This is a genomic window from Sphingomonas sp. SRI_018 (assembly GCF_057586275.1).
The window spans coordinates 70,888-83,692 of record NZ_JBYCZO010000001.1; the positions used below are offsets into that span (position 1 = coordinate 70,888).

Below are 12,805 nucleotides of genomic sequence, written 5' to 3' on the forward strand. Positions count from 1 at the left end.
CGCGTCAGCGTCGCGCACGTGTCGCGTATCTGTCGCTTCGGTGTCGCGCATGTGTGACCCCGATGTCGCGTCGGCGCCGCGTTTCAGTCATCCCCCTCTCGCGACGGGGCCGTATTGGCTCGCGCACATGTCCCGCGAGTCAATTTAGTCAACTTTTTTGGTCAACCTCGACCCCGCGGTCGCCGTGACCTGCCAAGCCACTGTGTGCCGGCCGCGGCCCGCGCTATGGGCCCCGCGTCATCCTCAAGTGGAGAGCGAATCATGCCCCAGTCGAGCCCGTGGTCGCACGCGCGCAGCAGCGGCGTCGCCGACGACATCGATTTCGAGATCAAGGGCCAGGAGCTGCAGTTCCTGGAGATCGAGCTCGATCCCGGCGAGAGCGCGGTCGCCGAGGCGGGTGCGCTGGTGTGGAAGGATGCCGCGGTCGGCATGACCACGGTGTTCGGCGACGGCAGCGGCCAGGACGGCGGCTTCATGGGCAAGCTGCTCGGCGCCGGCAAGCGGCTGGTGACCGGCGAGAGCCTGTTCACCACCGTCTTCACCCACAACGGCTCCGGCAAGGCGCGCGTCGCCTTCGCCTCGCCCGTGCCCGGCGCGATCATGCCGCTGAAGCTCAGCGACGTCGGCGGCACGCTGATCTGCCAGAAGGACAGCTTCCTCGCCGCGGCCAAGGGCGTGACGATCGGCGTCGCCTTTCAGCGCCGGGTGATGACCGGCCTGTTCGGCGGCGAGGGTTTCATCATGCAGCGGCTGGACGGCGACGGCTGGGTGTTCGTGCAGATGGGCGGCACCATCGTCGAGCGCGAGCTGGCGCCGGGGCAGGAGCTGCACGTCGATACCGGCTGCCTCGCCGCCTATACGCCGAGCGTCGACTTCGACCTGGTGACCGCGGGCGGCGTGCGCAGCGTGTTCTTCGGCGGCGAGGGGCTGTTCTTCGCCCGGCTGCGGGGTCCCGGCAAGGTGTGGGTGCAGTCGCTGCCCTTCTCGCGCCTCGCCGGCCGGATGCTGGCGGCGGCAGGGTCGCGCGGCGGGCAGAATCGCGGTGAAGGGTCGATCCTGGGCGGCCTCGGCGACTTCATTGGCGGGAACGACTAGCATCTGCCCTCCCATCGTCACCCCGGACTTGTTCCGGGGTCCACGGGGCAGCCGAGCGCAGGTTTCGCGGCTCCAGCCGGAACCTCGACGCCCGTCCTCGCGGAGGAGTGGGTGCCGGAACAAGTCCGGCATGACGTGTGGGAGCAAGCCCCGACAAAATCGCTTCCCTAATAGGATTTGCTTTGCTTGACTTCCCCTCGGCCGGCCGTGCGAGGCGGCTGATCCTGGGTGCCGTAGCTGCTGGCGAGGGGAAACGCCGATGCGGAGAGGGTGGATTGCGGCGGCGATCGCGGTGACGCTGCTCGGCGGATGCGAGCGCGAGCGCAGGCACGGCGGCAACCCGGCACCGCCCAAGGTCGAGACGCCGGCCGACCTGCCGAGCGAGACCTCGACGATCGTGGTGCCGCTGACGATCGACCTCGCCGCGCTGGAGGCGGGCCTCAACGCGCGCGTGCCGCGCCAGCTCTGGCGGATCGACAGGTTCCAGCCAAAATGCGTCGCCGCCAAGCGCGTCAAGGTGCTGGGCGTCCGCGCGAAGGTGACGCCCGACATCGGCTGCCGCATCGTCGGGCAGGTGACGCGCGGGCGTATCCGGCTGAGCGGCAAGGGCCAGTCGCTGATCGCGACGCTGCCGGTCTCGGCGGTGATCGCGGCGCGCAACGTCGGCGGCGTCCTCAAGGGCGAGACCGCGACCGGTGCCGCCGAGGTGCGCGCGACGGTGCGGCTCGCGGTCGACCGCGCGTGGCAGCCCACCGCCAAGGTCGACATCGCCTATGACTGGACCGAGCCGCCGGGCATCGACTTCCTCGGCCAGCGCATCAAGTTCGCCGAAAAGGCCGACGCCAAGCTCAAGGGCGTGATCGCCGGGCTCGAGCGCAGCCTGCCGCAGGAGCTGGCGAAGCTCCACGCCCGCGCACGGATCGAGCAGCTGTGGCGGCAGGCGTTCACCGCGATCGAGCTCAATCGCGAGAAGCCGCCCGCCTGGATGCGGGTGACACCGAAGCGGCTGGGCTTCGGCGGCTATCGCGTCGCCGGCCGCCGGCTGGAGATGACGCTCCAGGCCGAGGCGCTGACCGAGACCTTCGTCGGCGGCCGCCCGCCCGATCCCGCGCCGACCCCGCTGCCGCCGCCGGCGACGCGGCTCGGTCCGCGCGGGCTGCGCTTCTTCGTGCCGGTGCTGGCGGACTATGCCCAGCTCGAGCCGGTGGTGCACCGCGCATTGGTCAAGCGGGCGGCCAAGGGGATCACGCTGAAAGGCGTCGGTCCGGTCGAGGCCGAGTTCGGCAAGGTCACCGTCTATGCGACCGAAGGCGGGCGGCTGGCGGTCGGGGTCAAGGCGAAGGTGCGGGCGCGCTCGCGGCCGGAGCTCACCACCACGCATGGCGAGGTCTGGCTGTGGGGCGTACCGTATAACGAGCCCGATTCGCAGCTGGTGCGTGTGCGCGACCTCAGCATCGCGGGAGAGACCGACCGGCAGGCGGTGGACATGCTGATCCAGCTGTTCCTCGACCCCGGCGTGCTGGCCGAGATCCGCCAATCGCTGACGCATGATTTCGCGCCGGATTATCAGCGGGTACTGACGGCGGCGCGCAAGGCGATCGCCGGGCGGCGCGAGGGCGATTTTCTGCTGTCGGCCAATGTCTCGGATGTGAGCAACGGCGAGATCAGGGTCACCGGGCAGGGGCTGTTCCTGCCGGTGCGGGCGAGGGGGAGCGCGGCGATCCGGTACAGTCCGGCGACGCGATGAGGCGGGCTGCGCTGCTAGGGAGCAGGCGCCGCCAGCTCCGCCGCCTTGCCGATCAGCCCGGCGAAGCGGCCCGCCTCGACGTCGCGCGCGGGGTCGTTCCAGCTCCCGGTCAGCACGTACCAGTCGCCGTTCTTCGCCTGGAGCAGCAGCGTCATCGCCATCACGCCGGGCTCCGAACCACCCTTGTAGCCGACATATTGCCATTTGCCCGCAGCCAGCGGCGGGATGCCGGCGTTCTTCGAGAGCACCGCCCGCGCGTCGGCGCCTTTCGGCCCCTCGGTATTGCGCCGGATCCAGTCCATCACGCGCACCAGGTCGGCGGGCGATTCGAACCATTCGAGCTGATCGATCATCACCGGCTTGCCGTCCTTGAACAGCATCGGATCGACCGCGCCGAGCGGCGTGGCGGCAACCTCGCCCGCGAGCAGCTTGCGCCTGCCCGCCTCGTCGAGCGTGAGATAGCGCCTGCCCAATGCACCGCCGCCGACGCCCTTCAGCTTGAACAGCTCGGCCGTACCCAGGAAGGGCCGGTTGCGCGCCGGGTCCTTGATGCCTACCACCGGCATCATCGCCTCCACCTTCTCGCGGCCCAGCGTCGTCAGCAGGATGTCGGTCGCGCTGTTGTCGCTCACCGAGATCATCTGCGTCGCCAGCTCGCGCAGCGACACCTGCGTCCCGGCCGGCTTCTGCGCATAGCCTCCGCCGGGCAGCGGCGCGCCGTCGAGGGTGACGAGGTCGTCCCACTTGCGCTCGCCCGCATTGGTGGCGCGGATCAGCTCGGCCAGGATCACCAGCTTGAACTCGGATCCGATCGCGAACAGCCGGTCGGCGTTGTGCTCGACCAGCATCTGCGGCGCGCCGGCGCCGAGCCTGGCCAGCGCGAGCCCCGATGCGCCATGCAGCCCCTTCACCGCCGCGGCGACCTCGTCGAGCGTCTTCTCGCGCGCGGTGACGCCGTTGATCAGCAGGCCGGTGACCTGGTGCGGCGCATTCGGGTCGACCGCGATCCGGGCGGTCGCCAGCGCGTCGCGATATTCGACCGTGACGGTGCCCGACCAGGGCGTCGCGGGCTCGAGATGCTGGAGATCGGAATAGGGGCCGGCGGCGGCGAGCAGCTGCGCGACAATCTGGTCGACCTTCTCCTTCGGCACCTGGGCGCGGAAGGCCGGGGCGAAATAGGCGTCGTAGTCGCCTTTGCCGGACAGGATCTCCGCCAGCTCGTTCACCCGCGCCCTGAATTCGGGCGCCGCCTGCACCGGTACGGCAGCTGGTGCCTGCGCCGGAGCAGTCTGTGCAGTCGCCGGTGCGCAAAGGACGAGCGCGGGCAGGCTGAGCAGCAAGGATCGCATTGCGGCATTTCCCCCAAGGATGTGTATTACTAGAATAATACACAAGTCTCCACGGGGCAAGGACCTTGCCGCGTCAGGCGTCGATCGCCTCTTCCTCCAGCCGCGCGGCATTCTCCTGGATGAAGGCGAAGCGGTGCGCCGGGTTGTTGCCCATCAGCCGGTCGACCAGGTCCTTCACCCCGGCGCGCTCCTCATATTCCTGCGGCAGCGTGATGCGGAGGAGCTGGCGCGTCGCCGGGTCCATCGTCGTTTCCTTGAGCTGCTGCGGGTTCATCTCGCCCAGCCCCTTGAAGCGCGACACCTCGACCTTCTTGCCCTTGAACTCGTTCGCCTCGATCTCGGCGCGGTGGGCGTCGTCGCGGGCGTAGATCGACTTCGATCCCACCGTCAGGCGGAAAAGCGGCGGCTGGGCCAGATAGAGGTGCCCGCGCCGGACCAGCTCGGGCATCTCCTGGAAGAAGAAGGTCATCAGCAGCGTCGCGATGTGCGCTCCGTCGACGTCGGCGTCGGTCATGATGACGATGCGCTCGTAGCGCAGGTTGTCGGGGACGCAGTCCTTCCGCGTGCCGCAGCCCAGCGCCTGGATCAGATCGGCGATCTCCTGGTTGGCCAGGATCTTGGCCGAGGTGGCGGAGGCGACGTTCAGGATCTTGCCCCGGATCGGCAGGATCGCCTGCGTCTTGCGGTCGCGCGCCTGCTTGGCCGAACCGCCGGCCGAATCGCCCTCGACGATGAACAGCTCGGTCCCCTCCGGGCTGTCGGCGGCGCAGTCGGTGAGCTTGCCGGGGAGGCGGAGCTTGCGGCCCGAGGTGGCGGTCTTGCGCTTGACCTCGCGCTCGGCCTTGCGGCGCAGGCGCTCGTCCATCCGCTCGAGGACGTAGCCGAGCAGCGCGCGGCCGCGCTCCATGTTGTCGGCGAGGAAATGGTCGAAATGGTCGCGCACCGCGCGCTCGACCAGCGCGGTCGCCTCGGGCGAGGTCAGGCGGTCCTTGGTCTGGCTCTGGAACTGCGGGTCGCGGATGAAGACCGAGAGCATCAGCTCCGATCCGGTCATCACGTCGTCGGCGGTGATGTCCTTTGCCTTCTTCTGCCCGACGAGGTCGCCGAACGCACGCAGACCGCGGGTGAGCGCCTGGCGCAGGCCCTGCTCATGGGTGCCGCCGTCGGGCGTGGGAATGGTGTTGCAGTACCAGCTGTAGCTGCCGTCGGACCACAAGGGCCAGGCCACCGCCCATTCGACGCGGCCCTGCTCGTCGGGGAAATCCTGCCTTCCTGCGAAGAAGTCCGCGGTCGCGCACTCCCGCCCGGCGAGCTGTTCGCGCAGATGGTCGCCCAGGCCGCCGGGGAACTGGAACACCGCCTCGGGCGGCGTGTCGTCGGTGATGATCGAGGGATCGCATTTCCAGCGGATCTCGACGCCGGCGAACAGATAGGCCTTGGACCGGGCAAGCTTGTAGAGCCGCGCCGGCTTGAAGTGCATCTCCGGCCCGAAGATCTCGTCGTCGGGCGTGAAGGCGACGCTGGTGCCGCGCCGGTTGGGGGTGCCGCCGACATGCTCGAGCGGCCCCAGCGTCACGCCGCGCGAGAAGCTCTGGCGATAGAGCTGCCGGTCGCGGGCGACCTCGATCACCGTGTCCTTGCTCAGCGCGTTGACCACGCTGACGCCGACGCCGTGCAGGCCGCCCGAGGTCGCATAGGCCTTGCCGTTGAACTTGCCGCCGGAATGGAGCGTCGAGAGGATCACCTCCAGAGCGGACTTGTCTTTGAACTTCGGGTGGGGATCGACGGGTATACCTCTCCCATTGTCGACGATGGTGAGGCGGTTGCCGGGCTCCAGCGTCACTTCGATCCGCGTGGCGTGCCCGGCCACAGCCTCGTCCATCGCATTGTCGAGGACCTCGGCCGCGAGGTGGTGGAGCGCGCGTTCGTCGGTGCCGCCGATGTACATGCCCGGACGGCGCCGGACCGGCTCCAGCCCTTCGAGGACCTCGATCGACGATGCGTCGTAGTCGTTGGAGGAGGGGATGGGCGCGGCGAACAGATCTTCGGACATGGAACAAAGCTATAGGAGGGTGCGATTCCCTCACGCAACCATGTCGCGCGTCCATGTGCATCGCAATGCGATCGGTGGTATGGACCGGCATCGGCCAGGGGCTGCCGTCGCGTACGGAGGAGAATGGCCATGCATCTGATGCAGCGTGTCTTGTGTCTGTTCGGCGTGCATCGCCGCAGCCGCGGGGCTGCGGTCCACTATCCCGATGCCTTGCGGTCGGTGTGCCGCGGGTGCCATGCCCGGATGATCAAGGATCAGCACGGCTGGCGTGTCGATCGCGATCCGATCCCCGCAATGCCGCCGTCGCCCTTCACCTGAGCGGCGTTCAGATCACCTCGATCTTGTAGTGGTGCCAGGCCATGATCGCGGCCGCGCCGCGGTGCGGCCGCCACGGCTCGGCGAGGGCGCGCACCGCCTTCTCGCTAGGCCGTTCGGTGTGGCCGAGCAGCCGCCCGACCTCGACCTGCACCGCCAGGTCGCCGGCGGGCCAGACGTCGGGTCTCCCCTCGGCGAACAGCAGGTAGATCTCCGCCGACCAGCGGCCGATGCCCTTGATGCGGGTCAGCGCCGCGATCGCCCCCTCGTCATCCTCCGGGAGGTTCGCAAGGTCGAGCCGACCGCTGGTGACCTCCTCGGCGAGGCTGCGGGCATAGCTTGCCTTCTGCCGTGAGAGCCCGCTGGCACGCAGCATCTCGTCGGATGCATCGGCGACGTTCGCGGGGTCGGTGAGATCGCCGAGCGTCGCTTCCATCCTGGTCCAGATCGATTGCGCGGCGGCGACGCTCACCTGCTGGCCGACGATGGTCCGAAGCAGCGTCTCATAGCCACGCGCGCGGATGCGGGGCTCCGGATAGCCGGCGCGTTGCAGCGCGACGGCGAACGCCGGTTCGATGGAAGCCAGCGCGTCGATCGAGATGCGGAGCTGTTCGGCGGATAGGCCCATGGGATTCCTTGAATTCGGTTGACGTGCACGGCATGGGACAGGCGAACGTCAGGAGATAGCCATGCCGACATTGATCGTCACCACCCGCGACGGACAGGAGCGCGCTGTCGAGGGCGATGCCGGCCTGTCGGTGATGGAAGTGATCCGCGACAACGGATTCGACGAGCTCCTCGCGCTGTGCGGCGGCTGCTGCTCGTGCGCCACCTGCCATGTCCATGTCGATCCGGAATTTGCCGCCAAACTCCCGCCGATGAGCGAGGACGAGAACGACCTGCTCGATTCGTCGAGCGACCGCGACGAGACCTCGCGTCTCGGATGCCAGATCGAGTTCACCACGGCGCTGGATGGTCTGAGGGTGAGGATTGCGGCGGAGGACTGACCGTCCCGCTAATTGGTTCACGCAGAGGCGCAGAGGACGCAGAGATGTCTAGCCAGCGGCAATCATCTCGCGTCAGCGAGACCTTATCGTCCGAAGAAGGCCACTGACGCGGCCGAGATTGCCGACAGGCACCTATCTCTGCGCTCTCCGCGCCTCTGCGTGAACAAAACTCTCTTTCTTCTTCTTCGCGCCTTCGCGTGAACCGGGATCAAGGCGCCAAAGGCGCCACTTTCAGCACCGCCATCGGCGTATCCTTGGTCGTCGGCGTCGCGCGCCAGCTGATCGTCTTCTTCCCGCCCGCCGTCGTGGCGCCGCTTTCGTTGTTCTGGCTGACGATCTCGGCATCGGTGGTGAGCGTGAAGGTTCCGTCGACCTTGTTCGCGGCCTTACCAGCGTCCGACATGCTGCTTTTCGACGAATCCGCTCCGAACGCCGGCGCCTTGACCCGGATGCGGTCGGCCCCGCGCAGCTCGACCATCACGAAGGGGAAGATCACCTCGGCATCGCTGCTGAACGGGAAGAGGAAGGGATAGGTGAGCTTGCCCGAGGCGGCATAGTCGATCTCGAACTTGCCGTTCCCGACATACTGGACCTTGCGGAAGCCCGCCTCCTTGGACAGCGCCTCGGCGATCGCCCTGTTCTTAGCCTCGCTGTCCTCGCCGCCCTTCGCGTCGTCGCCCTTCGCATCCTGCGCCGCGATCGCTTTCGCGGATGCCTCATCGCCGGTCGCGTCGGTCGACGTCTTGTCGGTGTCGCTGTCCTTGAGCCCCTTGGTGAACTCCTTGCCCATGTCGACGGCATAGACCTCGCCGACATAGGTGAAGGCGAAGCTGCGGTCGGCGCGGATATCGAGCGTCGACACGAACTTGCCCGGCGTCAGCACGCAGCCCCACAGGATCAGCGGCGCGGCGAGCGCGAGCGACAGGCTTCTGAGACGAGCCAACATATGCGGTTACCCCTGTTCAGGCCGCCGCGGAGGTCGCCACCGCATAGAGGGCGATCGCGGCGGCATTCGATACGTTCAGGCTTTCGACCTTAGGCGAGATCGGCAGCCGCGCAAGCTGGTCGCAATGCGCTTCGGTGTTCTGGCGCATGCCCTCGCCCTCGGCGCCGAGCACCAGACACACCTTGGGCGGTCCCAGCGCCTCGGCCAGGGTCACCGATCCGGCGCCGGTGAGGCCGATCCGCCAGTAGCCCGCCTCGGCGATCTCCTCGAGCGCGCGGGCGAGGTTGACCACGCGCACCCACGGCACCGTCTCCAGCGCGCCCGAGGCCGAGCGCGCCAGCGCGCCGGACTCGGGCGGAGCGTGGCGGTCCTGGGTGACGATGCCGAGCGCGTCGAACGCCGCCGCCGAGCGCAGCACCGCGCCGACATTGTGCGGGTCCGTCACCTGATCGAGCACCAGCAGCGGACGGCGGTCGCCGGCGCCCTGCTCCAGGAGGTCGCCGAGCCAGATGTCCTCGAGCGGATCGACTTCCGCCACCAGCCCCTGGTGAGGCGCGTCCGACGGCACCAGCCGGCCGAGGTCGGCGGCGTCGGCGAAGGTGACCGGAATCGTGTTCGGCAACGGCCCCAGCGCCGCCAGCGCCTCGCGGGTGCCCCAGATGCGGCGCACGGTCCGCTCCGGATTGGCGAGCGCGGCGATCACCGGGTGGCGGCCCCAGAAGCGCGGCCGTGACGCCGGTGCCTGGCTGGGCCTGTGTCCGCGCCGGCTCACCGGTCCTCGTCCGGATCGGGATAGGCGAAGGGATCGGTGACCTTTGGCTGCTGCGGCACCGCGCGGGGCAGGGGCTTCTCCATATTGGCGGCGTTCAGCAGGAAGGCGGCGAGCACGATCGAGCCCTGGCGCATGTCGTCGGCCTTCAGATGGTCGAAGGTATCGACCGACGAATGATGGACCCGGCTGCCATAGTCCAGCGGATCCTGGATGAACTGGAAGCCCGGCACGCCGACCGCCTGCATGAAGACATGGTCGGTGCCGCCGGTCTTGGAGATCGCCACCTGCGTCGCGCCCATCGAGGCGAAGGGGGCGAGCCAGTCCTTGAAGATCGGCACCACCGCCGGATTGTTCTCGGCATAGATGCCGCGCAGCCGGCCCGAGCCGTTGTCGATGTTGAAATAGGCGGCGAGGTCGCCGTAACCCGGCTGCGGGGTGATCGGCCAGCGGTTGGTCCAGCCCATCATCCGGCCGATGCCGCTGCTGGTGTCGGCGCCGCTGCCGCGCGTCGCGAGGTGTTTCTCGACGAACGCCATCGAGCCGAGCAGCCCCTGTTCCTCGCCGGCCCAGAGCGCGAAGCGGATCGTGCGCTTCGGCTTCACCCCCATCGCGGAGAGGATGCGCGCCGCCTCCATGATCATCGCGCTGCCGGCGCCGTTGTCGGCCGCGCCGTCGCCGGCGACCCATGAGTCGAGATGCGCGCCGGCCATGACGTAGCCGGCCTTGGGATCGGTGCCGGGGATGTCGGCGAAGACGTTGTAGGCCTGGGTGTCGCTGTCGTCGAAATGGACGTTGCTGTTGATCTCGAGCACCGGGGCTGGGCCGACCTTGGCGATGCGGGCGAGGCGGCGATAGTCCTCGGCTGCGATCTGCACGCCGGGCAGCGGCATGGTGTCGCCGACGCCGTAGAGATAGCCCTCGCCATGGACCAGCTTGCCGTCGCGGTAGCTCTCGGTCGCATAGGCGACGGCGCCCTCGGCCTTCAGGAAGGCGCCGAGCTTCTTGGCGAACTCGAAGCGCTTGATGCGCCGGTCGGTGGCATCGGGATCGTAGCGCGGCTGCTTATACTGATCGAGCTTGGCGAAGTCGTCGTTGCCCAGCCGCTGGAAGGCCGGCTTGTCGGGCTCCGAGCCGTCGGTGGGAAGCGAGATCAGCACGATCTTGCCCTGGAGCTTGCCGCGCCAGGCGTCGAAATGGCGCTCGGCGCTCATCGGTGCGACGATCACCGGCGCCGAGATGGTGCCGTTGGTCGGCGGCGTCCAGGCGATCGGGATCGCGGTGAGCTGGATCGGGCGGGGAGTCACCATCCGCACCGAGGAGCTCTCGATCCACCAGCCGCGGCCGAAATCGAAGCCTTCCTTGTGGACGTTGCGCAGGCCCCATTCGCGGAACTTGGCCTGGGTCCATTCCTCCGCCTTGCGCATGTTCGGCGAGTTGGTGAGGCGCGGGCCGATGAAGTCGGACAGATACTCGGCGGTACGCGCCACCTCCGACTGGTTGGTGCCTTCGTCGATGATGCGGGCGACCTGGGTGCGGTCGGTCTCGGCGGGCGCGGGCGCGGCGAGCGCGATCAGCGAGACGGCGGCGAGAGCATGGGCAAGGCGCATCGTTATCCCCCCTTCGATCGTTTGGATGGTCGCGGTGCTATTGACCGGCGCCCCTGCTGACAAGGCCGCTCGCTCGCAAAGTCGAACACGCGTTGACATGGCGCAACACGTTCGGCATTGGGCGCCCCTCGCCTCGACAAGAGCACCCCGTGGAAGGGTGGCCGAGTGGTTAAAGGCAGCAGACTGTAAATCTGCCCACGCAAGTGTACGCTGGTTCGAATCCAGCCCCTTCCACCATCATCCGAAACACCGTCACCGGCGCGCGAGGATGGCAGCTCCGGCACGTCTTTCCGTTTCGGTCATTCGCCCCTCGAGGACCGCCAAGGCGCGCGTCGCCGTCTCGTGGCGGAGCAGGGAGGCCTGCTTCAGCCATACCCACGCCGTGACCACATCCTTTTGGCCGCCTTCGCCATTGGCAAGCATGGCAGCGAGGTTGAACATGCCGTCCGGATCGGATCGTGCTGCGCCTTGCTCGAACCATCCGCGAGCTACGGGAAGATCCCTGGAGACGATCTTGCCTTCATGAAAGCAGAGACCCAGCGCCACCATCGCCGCGGCGTTCCCATGCAATGCGGCGGTCTTGTAGAACCCGATCGCCCGCTGCGGGTCGGCCGCGACGCCGTCGCCTGATTCATAGGCCTCGCCCAGAGCATAAAGCGCACCACCGTGATCGAGCGTGGCGGCCGCCTGGTACCAGCCCAGTGCCACCTTCTTGTCCTGCGGCACGCCATCGTCGCCATGGTACAGAATCTCGGCCAGCGCGAACTGAGCAGCCGGGAGGTTCAGCTCGGCGGCTTTGCGGTAATAGGACACAGCCTTTTTGGCGTCCCGAGGCCCGTCGATGCCATAGTAATAATAATCGCCGAGCATCTTGGCGGCAGGAACATGCCCGACATCATAGGCGCGCTCCAACCATTTGCGGGCTTCCATGCCATCTTTCGGAATGCCCTTGAAGCCGGTGCGGTAGAGATTGGCCAGGATCACGGCAGCCTCGCCGACGGCGGTGTTCCGCTCGGGCTCCCTTGGGTCGAAAACCGGGGTCTCCATGGTCGGATCGAAGGGCGCGGTCGCGGCCTTCTTCAGCCATTTGATCGCTTCGATCGGGTCGGACTTTTCTCCCAGCCCTTGAAGATAGATCTTGCCGATGAAGAGCGCCGCCTCGTCGCCACCTTCGCGAAACTGGAGCTTCGCGAACGCCTTGCGGAACCATTCGAGCGCCTCGCCGTAGCGGCCCTGATCGAACAGGGCGAAGGCCATAGGCAGCGTGGTATCGTTGCGCGCGATCGTTGCCCGGCCGTCGATATAGCCGGCAGACCCCGCCGCCGGGCCGCTGAAGGCCTCGCCGATCCCGGAGGGCAGACCCCGGCCGGCGTTGGGCGTGCCGCCGCCTCTGCTGTAGGCCGTGCGGCAGGCAGCAATGGCGCTGTCGATGCTGGATTGGTCTACAGAAGCGACGGCAGCCCCATCTGCCGGAACCTCGCCGCCCTCGGGGGTGGCTGTAGCCGGCGCCGAGCCGCCATAAACGGGATCGCGAACGCCGAAGCGTGATTTCGAGAGAGACGGCAGCGCCGACCCGACAGGGACCGACGGCGGAGCGCCATAGTCGGGATTCCGCGGGCGTCTGGTGGGGACATAGATGGCCGGCCCCAGGACTCCCCGCGAGGCGGCGGCTTCCATTTGCGCCCTGAAGAACGGGTCCCTGACCAGAGCCTCGCAGGTCGTCGAACGAGGCGCCTCCGCGGCAGGCATTCTCCGGCCGATCACAGTCACGTCGCCGGTTCCGGCTGAGGGTGATGCAGGCGCGGTTTGCGCGTGGCCCTGCTCCGCGGCGATCAGCGATCCGCAGGCCAGCAGCAGCGTCCAGAACCGGTTCGTCTTCTCAGGCCGCCTCATGGTGCATCCCCCACACACCGG

Annotated in this window: 11 protein-coding genes and 1 tRNA gene; 5 read left to right on the top strand and 7 right to left on the bottom strand. The window is 68.1% G+C overall.

The genetic code is table 11. The features are described from left to right. The first annotated feature begins 261 nt into the window (after positions 1–261). The gene (locus tag AC2YHA_RS00360; RefSeq protein ID WP_487399910.1) at positions 262–1,095 is read left to right on the top strand and encodes a TIGR00266 family protein; all 834 of its coding nucleotides are present in this window, start codon (positions 262–264) and stop codon (positions 1,093–1,095) included. 259 nt (positions 1,096–1,354) lie between these two features. Continuing rightward, entirely contained in the window at positions 1,355–2,842 is a 1,488-nt protein-coding gene (locus AC2YHA_RS00365; protein ID WP_487399911.1) for a DUF4403 family protein, read from the top strand. A 14-nt stretch (positions 2,843–2,856) separates the two neighbouring features. Here the strand turns inward: AC2YHA_RS00365 and AC2YHA_RS00370 are convergent, their stop codons facing one another. Together AC2YHA_RS00370 and parE are read right to left on the bottom strand one after the other, a co-directional pair. Further along, positions 2,857–4,191: a serine hydrolase gene (locus AC2YHA_RS00370; RefSeq protein WP_487399912.1), complete on the bottom strand. Its 1,335-nt coding sequence runs from the start codon at positions 4,189–4,191 to the stop codon at positions 2,857–2,859. Positions 4,192–4,264: 73 nt separating this feature from the next. Then, complete coding sequence (gene parE / locus AC2YHA_RS00375) at positions 4,265–6,244, bottom strand: DNA topoisomerase IV subunit B (protein ID WP_233783546.1); 1,980 nt, start codon at positions 6,242–6,244, stop codon at positions 4,265–4,267. A 129-nt stretch (positions 6,245–6,373) separates the two neighbouring features. Between parE and AC2YHA_RS00380 the strand changes: the two genes are divergently transcribed. Further along, on the top strand, positions 6,374–6,562 hold the full coding sequence (locus AC2YHA_RS00380; RefSeq protein ID WP_487399913.1) for a hypothetical protein: 189 nt from the start codon (positions 6,374–6,376) through the stop codon (positions 6,560–6,562). A 7-nt stretch (positions 6,563–6,569) separates the two neighbouring features. Here AC2YHA_RS00380 and AC2YHA_RS00385 read toward each other — a convergent pair whose 3' ends face one another. Beyond that, positions 6,570–7,187: a DNA-3-methyladenine glycosylase family protein gene (locus tag AC2YHA_RS00385; protein WP_487399914.1), complete on the bottom strand. Its 618-nt coding sequence runs from the start codon at positions 7,185–7,187 to the stop codon at positions 6,570–6,572. 61 nt (positions 7,188–7,248) lie between these two features. On the opposite strand from AC2YHA_RS00385, the gene AC2YHA_RS00390 reads away from it, so the two are divergent. Continuing rightward, positions 7,249–7,566 carry a 2Fe-2S iron-sulfur cluster-binding protein gene (locus AC2YHA_RS00390; RefSeq protein WP_487399915.1) on the top strand — a complete coding sequence of 106 codons (318 nt, stop codon included), beginning with the start codon at positions 7,249–7,251 and terminating at the stop codon, positions 7,564–7,566. Positions 7,567–7,774: 208 nt separating this feature from the next. Here the strand turns inward: AC2YHA_RS00390 and AC2YHA_RS00395 are convergent, their stop codons facing one another. From AC2YHA_RS00395 to AC2YHA_RS00405, 3 genes are read right to left on the bottom strand one after another with little or no spacing between them, the layout of a single operon-like run. After that, complete coding sequence (locus AC2YHA_RS00395; protein WP_487399916.1) at positions 7,775–8,512, bottom strand: hypothetical protein; 738 nt, start codon at positions 8,510–8,512, stop codon at positions 7,775–7,777. Positions 8,513–8,528: 16 nt separating this feature from the next. Then, positions 8,529–9,284 (bottom strand): TrmH family RNA methyltransferase, encoded by a 756-nt coding sequence (locus AC2YHA_RS00400; RefSeq protein WP_487399917.1) that lies wholly within the window; start codon positions 9,282–9,284, stop codon positions 8,529–8,531. After that, on the bottom strand, positions 9,281–10,891 hold the full coding sequence (locus AC2YHA_RS00405) for a M20/M25/M40 family metallo-hydrolase (protein ID WP_487399918.1): 1,611 nt from the start codon (positions 10,889–10,891) through the stop codon (positions 9,281–9,283). Before AC2YHA_RS00405 ends, AC2YHA_RS00400 begins: the two co-directional genes overlap by 4 nt. A 151-nt stretch (positions 10,892–11,042) precedes the next feature. Between AC2YHA_RS00405 and AC2YHA_RS00410 the strand changes: the two genes are divergently transcribed. Further along, positions 11,043–11,128, top strand: a tRNA-Tyr gene (locus AC2YHA_RS00410). A gap of 15 nt (positions 11,129–11,143) precedes the next feature. Here AC2YHA_RS00410 and AC2YHA_RS00415 read toward each other — a convergent pair. Next, a complete protein-coding gene (locus AC2YHA_RS00415; RefSeq protein WP_487399919.1) occupies positions 11,144–12,784 on the bottom strand; it encodes a hypothetical protein in 1,641 nt (546 codons plus the stop codon). Positions 12,785–12,805 lie beyond the last annotated feature (21 nt).

Excerpts from the sequence above, each read along its gene's own strand:
- AC2YHA_RS00360 (WP_487399910.1), top strand. The coding sequence starts at position 262 with ATGCCCCAGTCGAGCCCGTGGTCGCACGCGCGCAGCAGCGGCGTCGCC.
- AC2YHA_RS00365 (WP_487399911.1), top strand. The coding sequence starts at position 1,355 with ATGCGGAGAGGGTGGATTGCGGCGGCGATCGCGGTGACGCTGCTCGGC.
- AC2YHA_RS00370 (WP_487399912.1), bottom strand. The coding sequence starts at position 4,191 with ATGCGATCCTTGCTGCTCAGCCTGCCCGCGCTCGTCCTTTGCGCACCG.
- parE (WP_233783546.1), bottom strand. The coding sequence starts at position 6,244 with ATGTCCGAAGATCTGTTCGCCGCGCCCATCCCCTCCTCCAACGACTAC.
- AC2YHA_RS00380 (WP_487399913.1), top strand. The coding sequence starts at position 6,374 with ATGCATCTGATGCAGCGTGTCTTGTGTCTGTTCGGCGTGCATCGCCGC.
- AC2YHA_RS00385 (WP_487399914.1), bottom strand. The coding sequence starts at position 7,187 with ATGGGCCTATCCGCCGAACAGCTCCGCATCTCGATCGACGCGCTGGCT.
- AC2YHA_RS00390 (WP_487399915.1), top strand. The coding sequence starts at position 7,249 with ATGCCGACATTGATCGTCACCACCCGCGACGGACAGGAGCGCGCTGTC.
- AC2YHA_RS00395 (WP_487399916.1), bottom strand. The coding sequence starts at position 8,512 with ATGTTGGCTCGTCTCAGAAGCCTGTCGCTCGCGCTCGCCGCGCCGCTG.
- AC2YHA_RS00405 (WP_487399918.1), bottom strand. The coding sequence starts at position 10,891 with ATGCGCCTTGCCCATGCTCTCGCCGCCGTCTCGCTGATCGCGCTCGCC.
- AC2YHA_RS00415 (WP_487399919.1), bottom strand. The coding sequence starts at position 12,784 with ATGAGGCGGCCTGAGAAGACGAACCGGTTCTGGACGCTGCTGCTGGCC.